We start from the raw sequence: 7,652 nt of genomic DNA on the forward strand, positions 1-7,652 counted from the left end.
TAATAAGCCACCCCCCAAATAACGGATATGCCCCCCACAAGCCCGTCCCCCAACTCACCCCCTACAAACCCACTGCTGCTGACGCAAACGCAAGTGCAGCAACGGATAAGGCTGCCCCAGCCCATCCTGCTCAGAGCGGCCAATCACCTCAAACCCCTGCTTAAAGTAAAACCCCAAGGCCTGTGGATTCTGCTCATTAACGTCCAGCACATCAGCGTTCAAGTGCTCAATCGCATAACGCAGCAATTGCCGCCCCAACCCTTCACCCCGGTGCTGCGGCGCAATAAACAGCATCTCGACCTTACCCGCCGCCACCCCGGCAAACCCGCTGATGCGTTGGCGCGCATCCCGCGTGCAAATCAACATGACGGAATCCAGATAACGCGTCAGCACCAACTCCTTGAGCAACACGATGTAACTGTCCGGCAAAAAATCGTGGGTCGCTCGCACCGAGTCTTCCCAGATCTGCGCCAATTGCGCGTAGTCGCTGCTTTTAGGTGTGTGGATAACCGAATGCTGACGCATGCCCGCTGCCCCTTGCCGAAGATTGGCGCTGATGGGCAAAACGATAGACCTAAAAAAGCCCCGCATCTTGTCCAGAGGCGAGGCTTTTTCAAAATATTACACGTCAGTCGCGCTTTTCAGCCCACAAGTCGTATTCGTCGGCGTCGGTCACGGTGCACCAGACCTTGTCGCCCGGCTTCAAACCACTGGCATCGTCGATAAACACGTTACCGTCGATCTCCGGCGCGTCGAAGAAGCAGCGGCCCACGGCGCCTTGCTCGTCGACTTCGTCGATCAGCACTTCGATTTCCTTGCCGACGCGCAGTTGCAGGCGCGCCGAGCTGATGGCTTGCTGGTGCGCCATGAAGCGGTCCCAACGGTCTTGCTTGACGTCGTCCGGCACCACGGGCAGGTCCAGCAGGTTGGCCGGAGCACCTTCCACTGGCGAGTACTGGAAGCAACCCACGCGGTCCAGCTGCGCTTCGGTCAGCCAGTCCAGCAGGTACTGGAAGTCTTCTTCGGTTTCGCCGGGGAAGCCGACGATGAAGGTCGAACGGATGATCAGTTCCGGGCAGATTTCGCGCCAGTTCTTGATCCGCGCCAGGGTCTTGTCTTCGAAAGCCGGGCGTTTCATGGCTTTCAGGACTTTCGGGCTGGCGTGCTGGAACGGGATGTCCAGGTACGGCAGGATCTTGCCGGCGGCCATCAACGGGATCAGCTCGTCGACGTGCGGGTACGGGTAAACGTAGTGCAGGCGCACCCACACACCCAGGCTGCTAAGCGCTTCACACAGTTCGGTCATGCGGGTTTTCACCGGCGCGCCGTTCCAGAAGCCGGTGCGGTATTTCACGTCGACGCCGTAGGCGCTGGTGTCCTGGGAGATCACCAACAGCTCTTTCACGCCGGATTTGACCAGGCGCTGGGCCTCGTCAAGCACGTCACCCACCGGGCGGCTGACCAGCTTGCCGCGCATCGACGGGATGATGCAGAAGCTGCAGCTGTGGTTGCAGCCTTCGGAAATCTTCAGGTACGCGTAGTGGCGCGGGGTCAGCTTGATGCCTTGCGGCGGCACCAGGTCGATCAGCGGGTTGTGGTCCTGGCGCGGCGGCACCACCTGGTGCACGGCGTTAACCACTTGCTCGTACTGCTGCGGGCCGGTCACGGCCAGCACGCTTGGGTGCACCTTGCGGATATTGCCTTCTTCCACGCCCATGCAGCCGGTCACGATGACCTTGCCGTTTTCCTTGATGGCTTCGCCGATCACTTCCAGCGATTCAGCCTTGGCCGAGTCGATGAAGCCGCAGGTGTTGACCACCACCACGTCCGCGTCCTGGTAAGTGGACACGACGTCATAGCCTTCCATCCGCAGTTGCGTGAGGATGCGTTCGGAGTCGACCAGAGCCTTCGGGCAACCCAGGGATACAAAGCCGACCTTGGGGTTGGCTTTTGCGATGGTGGTGGACATGTCTAACCTCGGTATTGAATGACGCCGCCAGTCGGGCACGACAGGGCGGTAGATGGGCGTTTGGTACGCCTCTGATCAAAAAGTGCGCAATTCTAGCGACGGGCAGCGCACTTGACCAGCTTTATGCAGGGAAATGCGACGAGTGCTGCGCTATGCTTCGCGCCGTTGCACGCGGGTAAAACCCCGGGGTCAATAAAACGTCTGTTACGAGAAGTAAAACAGCGCATGCTAGGGTCAGCTTAGACGTGCTGTTTATAAAAGACCTCAGGTCAAAGGGCAGGAGTGGTTGATGGGTCAGGCAAGTAGTCAGGCAGCAGGTGCCGAGCATTCCAACGCAAAGCCGATCGGCATGCTGGTGGCGGCGGTTGGGGTGGTGTACGGCGATATCGGTACCAGCCCGCTCTATACCCTTAAAGAGGTGTTTACCGGCGGTTATGGGGTTCAGGTCAACCATGATGGCGTGCTGGGAATCCTCGCACTGATCTTCTGGTCGCTGATCTGGGTCGTGTCGATCAAATACATGCTGTTCGTGCTGCGCGCCGACAACCAAGGGGAAGGCGGCATCATGGCCTTGACCGCGTTGGCGCGAAGGGCGGCCGGTGAACGCAAAAAACTGCGCAGTTTCCTGGTGGTGTGTGGCCTGTGCGGCGCCGCACTGTTCTATGGCGACAGCATGATCACCCCGGCGATCTCCGTGTTGTCGGCGATCGAAGGCCTGGAGCTTGCATTCGACGGCCTGGAAAAATGGGTCGTGCCGATTGCGCTGGTGGTGCTGGTGGCACTGTTCCTGATCCAGAAACATGGCACCGACCGCATCGGCAAGCTGTTCGGGCCGGTGATGGTCACGTGGTTCCTGGTCTTGGGCGGCCTCGGTGTGTATGGCATCACGCTGCACCCTGAAGTGCTCAGCGCCATGAACCCGATGTGGGGCGTGCGTTTCTTCCAGGCTCACCCAGGTATTGGCGTAGCCATCCTTGGCGCCGTGGTGCTGGCATTGACCGGTGCCGAGGCGCTCTACGCCGACATGGGCCACTTCGGCCGCAAACCCATTGCCCGCGCCTGGTTCATCCTGGTGCTGCCGGCGCTGGTGCTGAACTATTTCGGCCAAGGCGCCATGCTCCTGGGCGACCCGGAGGCGGCACGCAACCCGTTCTACCTGCTGGCGCCGAGCTGGGCGCTGATCCCGCTGGTGGTGTTGTCGACCCTGGCCACGGTGATCGCCTCCCAGGCGGTGATTTCCGGTGCGTTCTCGTTGACGCGTCAGGCGATCCAGTTGGGTTACATCCCGCGCATGCACATTCAACACACCTCCAGCGCCGAACAGGGCCAGATCTACATTGGTGCGGTGAACTGGGCGCTGATGGTCGGCGTGATCCTGCTGGTGCTGGGCTTCGAGTCCTCCAACGCACTGGCGTCGGCGTACGGCGTCGCGGTGACCGGCACCATGCTGATGACCACCATTCTGGTGTCGGCGGTGATGCTGCTGCTGTGGAAATGGCCACCGATCCTGGCGGTGCCGGTGTTGGTTTGCTGCCTGTTGGTGGACGGCCTGTACTTCGCCGCCAACGTGCCGAAAATCATCCAGGGCGGCGCGTTTCCGGTATTGGCGGGGATCGTGCTGTTTGTGCTGATGACCACCTGGAAGCGCGGCAAGCAATTGCTGGTGGAGCGTCTCGACGAAGGCGGCCTGCCGTTGCCGATCTTCATCAGCAGTATCCGCGTGCAGCCGCCCCATCGCGTGCAGGGCACCGCGGTGTTCCTCACCGCGCGGCCCGACGCCGTGCCCCACGCGTTGTTGCACAATTTGCTGCACAACCAGGTGCTGCATGAGCAAGTGGTGCTGTTGACGGTGGTCTACGAGGATATTCCGCGGGTGCCGGTCACGCGGCGTTTCGAGGTGGACGCTTATGGCGAGGGCTTCTTCCGGGTGATCCTGCACTTCGGTTTTGCCGACGAGCCGGACGTGCCGCAAGCCCTGAAGCTGTGCCATCTGGACGACCTGGATTTCAGCCCGATGCGCACCACCTACTTCCTCAGCCGGGAAACCGTCATCGCCTCGCGCATCAAAGGCATGGCACGCTGGCGTGAGGCGCTGTTCGCCTTCATGTTGAAGAACGCCAACGGCAACCTGCGCTTCTTCAAGCTCCCGGTGAACCGGGTGATCGAGCTGGGTACCCAGGTCGAAATGTAAGCGTCTGCAACACGGGAGCCGGCCATCGGCTCCCGCTTTCCTTCTGAACCCTGTGCAATCCAGCGTTGTCGACTAGGCTCTAAGCACTGTTGAACAGTGCCCACAGAACCCAGAAGAGGTGCGCCATGAGTCAGTTGCTCGAACCCTATACCCTGCGCCAATTGACCCTGCTCAATCGCATCGCCGTGTCGCCGATGTGCCAATACTCCTCCGACGATGGCCTGGCCAATGACTGGCACCTGGTGCACCTCGGCAGCCGCGCCGTGGGGGGCGCCGGGCTGATTTTCACCGAAGCCACCGCCGTCACCGCCGATGGCCGCATCACTGCGCAGGACCTCGGTTTGTGGACCGACGAACAGATCGAACCGCTGCAGCGCATCACGCGTTTTATTGCTGCACAAGGTGCGGTAGCGGGCATTCAGCTGGCCCACGCCGGGCGCAAGGCCAGCACCCACCGGCCGTGGATCGGCAAGCACGGCAGCGTCAAGCCGGAAGAGGGCGGCTGGGTGCCGGTCGGCCCATCGCCGATTGCCTTTGACCCCAACCACACCCAACCCACGCCGCTGGACGACGCGCAAATCCAGCAAGTGATCGACGATTTTGTCGCCGCCGCCAAACGCGCCTTGACCGCCGGTTTCGAAGTGGTGGAAATCCACGCCGCCCACGGTTACCTGCTGCATCAATTCCTCTCGCCCATCAGCAACCAGCGTCAGGACCATTACGGCGGTTCGTTTGAAAACCGCATTCGCCTGGTGCTTGAAGTCACCAAGGCAGTGCGTGACGTCTGGCCCGAGGAGCTGCCGCTGTTTGTGCGGGTGTCGGCCACCGACTGGGTGGAAGACGGCTGGAACCCCGATGAAACCGTAGAACTGGCGCGTCGACTCAAAGACTTGGGCGTGGACCTGATCGACGTCTCTTCCGGTGGCACCGCCGCCAATGCCGAGATCCCCACGGGCCCCGGTTACCAGACCCGGTTTGCCGAACGCGTGCGCAAGGAGTCGGGCATCGCCACCGGCACCGTTGGCATGATCACTGAACCGGCCCAGGCCGAGCACATCCTGCGCACCTGCCAGGCTGATCTCATCTTCCTCGCCCGTGAACTGCTGCGTGATCCGTATTGGCCGCTGCATGCCGACGATGACTTGGGCGGGCGCAAGGCGATCTGGCCGGCGCAGTACCAACGGGCGACCCACCGCGACCAGCCGATTCATGAGTCTGACCTGAGGGATTGAGCCGACCGGCTGTCCAGCGAAACCCACCCTGATCCGGTGGGTTTTCTTTTGCTTGCGCTGTGGGAAGTTGCTGTAGGTCTTTGTTACCGCAGCACTTTTTTAAGTTAATACTCTAAAAAAATCCCACACGTGACCAGAATGTTTCTACGCTTAAGGTAAGTCTGATTTCTGGCCCAGGGAGTCAGTCTGTTTGTCCGAGGAGGCATTGCGCTTCACGGGAGGCGGCGGAATGGGCGCCAGGAATCTTAGATCGCAATCAGGAGAAACAATCCATGGCCAAGTCCTATGGTATTGCGGGTGTGGTGATGTCTTTTCTGACCCGCAGGTTTTTTTTGCGGGGCCGAAAGCTGAGTTTGGATGAAGCGCAATTGCTGGAGCAGTACCGCGCCCTGACCGAAAACGACCAGGTGGCAATGCGGTATCTGATTGGGGCGATGAAGAGTGTGTCGCGGTTTTGAGCGGCGCCTTAACCCAGGGCGGGAGCTGGCAAGCAGCTCCCACCTGTCGGGTCAGGTGTACTTGCGCGCCTCTGGCGCAGGCGGGAAGTACTGGTACAGCCAGGTTTCACTCAAGGTGCGGTCCTGGGTGCGGATGAACAGCCGCAGTTCCACCGGCTCCACGCTGTCGCTGGTCGGGTACCAATCGAACAGGATGCGATAGCCCTTGATGTTGTCGAGCACCAGCACGCTGAAATCCTTCACTTCACCGTGGGAGCAGGTCACCACCGGCTCGATACCGGTGCCCGCCGGCAGGCGATCCAGGCCGCCGCCCTTGAAGTCCACGGCAAAGCGGCGCGCCCAGACTTCAGGGTAGTGCTCGCCGGGCGCCCAGCCTTCCGTAAAGCCACCCATGCCTGAGCGGGTTGCGTCGACCTGCGCCAACGGCGTGCTTACCGGGGGCAGGGCGCTCCAGTACAGCTTGTAGCCGTAGTTCAGTGAGTCGCCGGCGGCCACGGGTTTCTTCGGGGTCCAGAAGGCCACGATGTTGTCCAGGGTTTCGCCCGTGGTAGGGATTTCCAGCAGGTCGATCGAGCCTTCGCCCCAGGCGGTGGTCGGTTCCACCCACAGGCTTGGGCGCTTGCTGTACCAGTCCACGGTGTCCTGGTAGCTGGCGAATTCATGGTCGGTCTGCACCAGGCCAAAGCCTTTCGGGTCGGTGTCGGCGAACGCGTTGAACTGCAGCTTGGCCGGGTTGTTCAGCGGGCGGCAGATCCACTCGCCGTTGCCGCGCCACATCGCCAGGCGGTCCGAGTCGTGGATTTGCGGGTGCAGGGTGTCGCACATCCGCCGTTCATGGGTGCCGCAGCTGAACATGCTGGTCATGGCGGCGATGCCCAATTGTTCGATGGCGGTACGCGCATTGATGTTGGCGTCGATGGCCATCACCACCTGATTGGCCTGGCAGTCGATATCGAAGCGATAGGCGCCGGTGGCGCTCGGCGAGTCGAGCAGGGCATAGACCACAAAACGCGTGGCGTCCTTGTCCGGGGTTTCGAACCAGAACTGGGTGAAATCGGGGAATTCTTCGCGTTTTTTCGCGTAGGTGTCGATGGCCAGGCCGCGCGCCGAGAGGCCGTACTGGCCGGTGGAGTCCACTGCGCGGAAGTAGCTGGCGCCGAGAAATGACAGCACGTCATGGCGGTCGAGTTCCGGCGCCTTGAACAGCTTGAAGCCCGAGAACCCAAGGTCGCCGGTCAGTTGCTTGGTATCGACCGTGGTCTTTTCATAGTTGAACAGCGAAGGGCGGAAATGCACCTCGCGCGCCTCACGGGTCTTGGGGTCGACGCTGTGCATGCGCACCGGCGTCTTGAAACCCATGCCGACGTGGAAGAACTGCACGTCGAGTTGCCCGTTCAATTCCTTCCACAGCGAATGGTTGCCGTCGTAGCCGATGGCGTTGAAATTCTGCGGGGTCATGGTCGCCAGGGTCGGCGGCAGCACCTGCTTGGTGTCTTTATAGGCGGTCCCGGCGAGTTGCTTGGTCTGGGCCTTGAGCGATTCAAAATCGAAGGCAACGGCCTTGCCATCGGCAGCACGGTTGCCGGCCCATGCCTGTGCGGCCAGCAGGCCACTGGCCGACAAACCGGTGTAAGCCGCGATGGCCATGGACGCTTTGAGCAAATTCCTGCGGTGCATAGAGACAACCTGTCGTGAGCAAATCCCGCGCCCTTCCTGGCACGTAGCGGATCAGAAATTACGGTTCGGACATGCCTTCGGCCAAACACAACGGACAATAAACAGACGCCGGATAGCTTAAGCGG

Annotated in this window: 6 protein-coding genes; 3 read left to right on the forward strand and 3 right to left on the reverse strand. The window is 61.1% G+C overall.

Going from position 1 to position 7,652, the window contains the following annotated elements:
* Positions 1-54 precede the first annotated feature (54 nt).
* Both WBB95_RS13990 and rimO read right to left on the reverse strand, forming a co-directional pair.
* Positions 55-525 carry a GNAT family N-acetyltransferase gene (locus tag WBB95_RS13990; RefSeq protein WP_424488114.1) on the reverse strand — a complete coding sequence of 157 codons (471 nt, stop codon included), beginning with the start codon at positions 523-525 and terminating at the stop codon, positions 55-57.
* Between the two features lie 103 nt (positions 526-628).
* Entirely contained in the window at positions 629-1,969 is a 1,341-nt protein-coding gene (rimO, locus tag WBB95_RS13995) for a 30S ribosomal protein S12 methylthiotransferase RimO (RefSeq protein ID WP_424488115.1), read from the reverse strand.
* 289 nt (positions 1,970-2,258) lie between these two features.
* Here rimO and WBB95_RS14000 point away from each other — a divergent pair, with 289 nt between their 5' ends.
* The 3 genes from WBB95_RS14000 to WBB95_RS14010 all read left to right on the forward strand — a co-directional run bounded on the left by WBB95_RS14000 (position 2,259) and on the right by WBB95_RS14010 (position 5,850).
* Complete coding sequence (locus tag WBB95_RS14000; protein WP_424488116.1) at positions 2,259-4,160, forward strand: potassium transporter Kup; 1,902 nt, start codon at positions 2,259-2,261, stop codon at positions 4,158-4,160.
* Positions 4,161-4,285: 125 nt separating this feature from the next.
* Complete coding sequence (locus WBB95_RS14005; RefSeq protein ID WP_424488117.1) at positions 4,286-5,392, forward strand: NADH:flavin oxidoreductase/NADH oxidase; 1,107 nt, start codon at positions 4,286-4,288, stop codon at positions 5,390-5,392.
* A 272-nt stretch (positions 5,393-5,664) separates the two neighbouring features.
* The gene (locus tag WBB95_RS14010; protein WP_424488118.1) at positions 5,665-5,850 is read left to right on the forward strand and encodes a hypothetical protein; all 186 of its coding nucleotides are present in this window, start codon (positions 5,665-5,667) and stop codon (positions 5,848-5,850) included.
* Positions 5,851-5,901: 51 nt separating this feature from the next.
* On the opposite strand, the gene WBB95_RS14015 is transcribed toward WBB95_RS14010, so the two are convergent.
* A complete protein-coding gene (locus tag WBB95_RS14015) occupies positions 5,902-7,527 on the reverse strand; it encodes a glucan biosynthesis protein D (protein WP_424488119.1) in 1,626 nt (541 codons plus the stop codon).
* Between the last annotated feature and the right edge of the window lie 125 nt (positions 7,528-7,652).

It is taken from the genome of Pseudomonas sp. (genome assembly GCF_049645325.1).
GTDB lineage: Bacteria > Pseudomonadota > Gammaproteobacteria > Pseudomonadales > Pseudomonadaceae > Aquipseudomonas.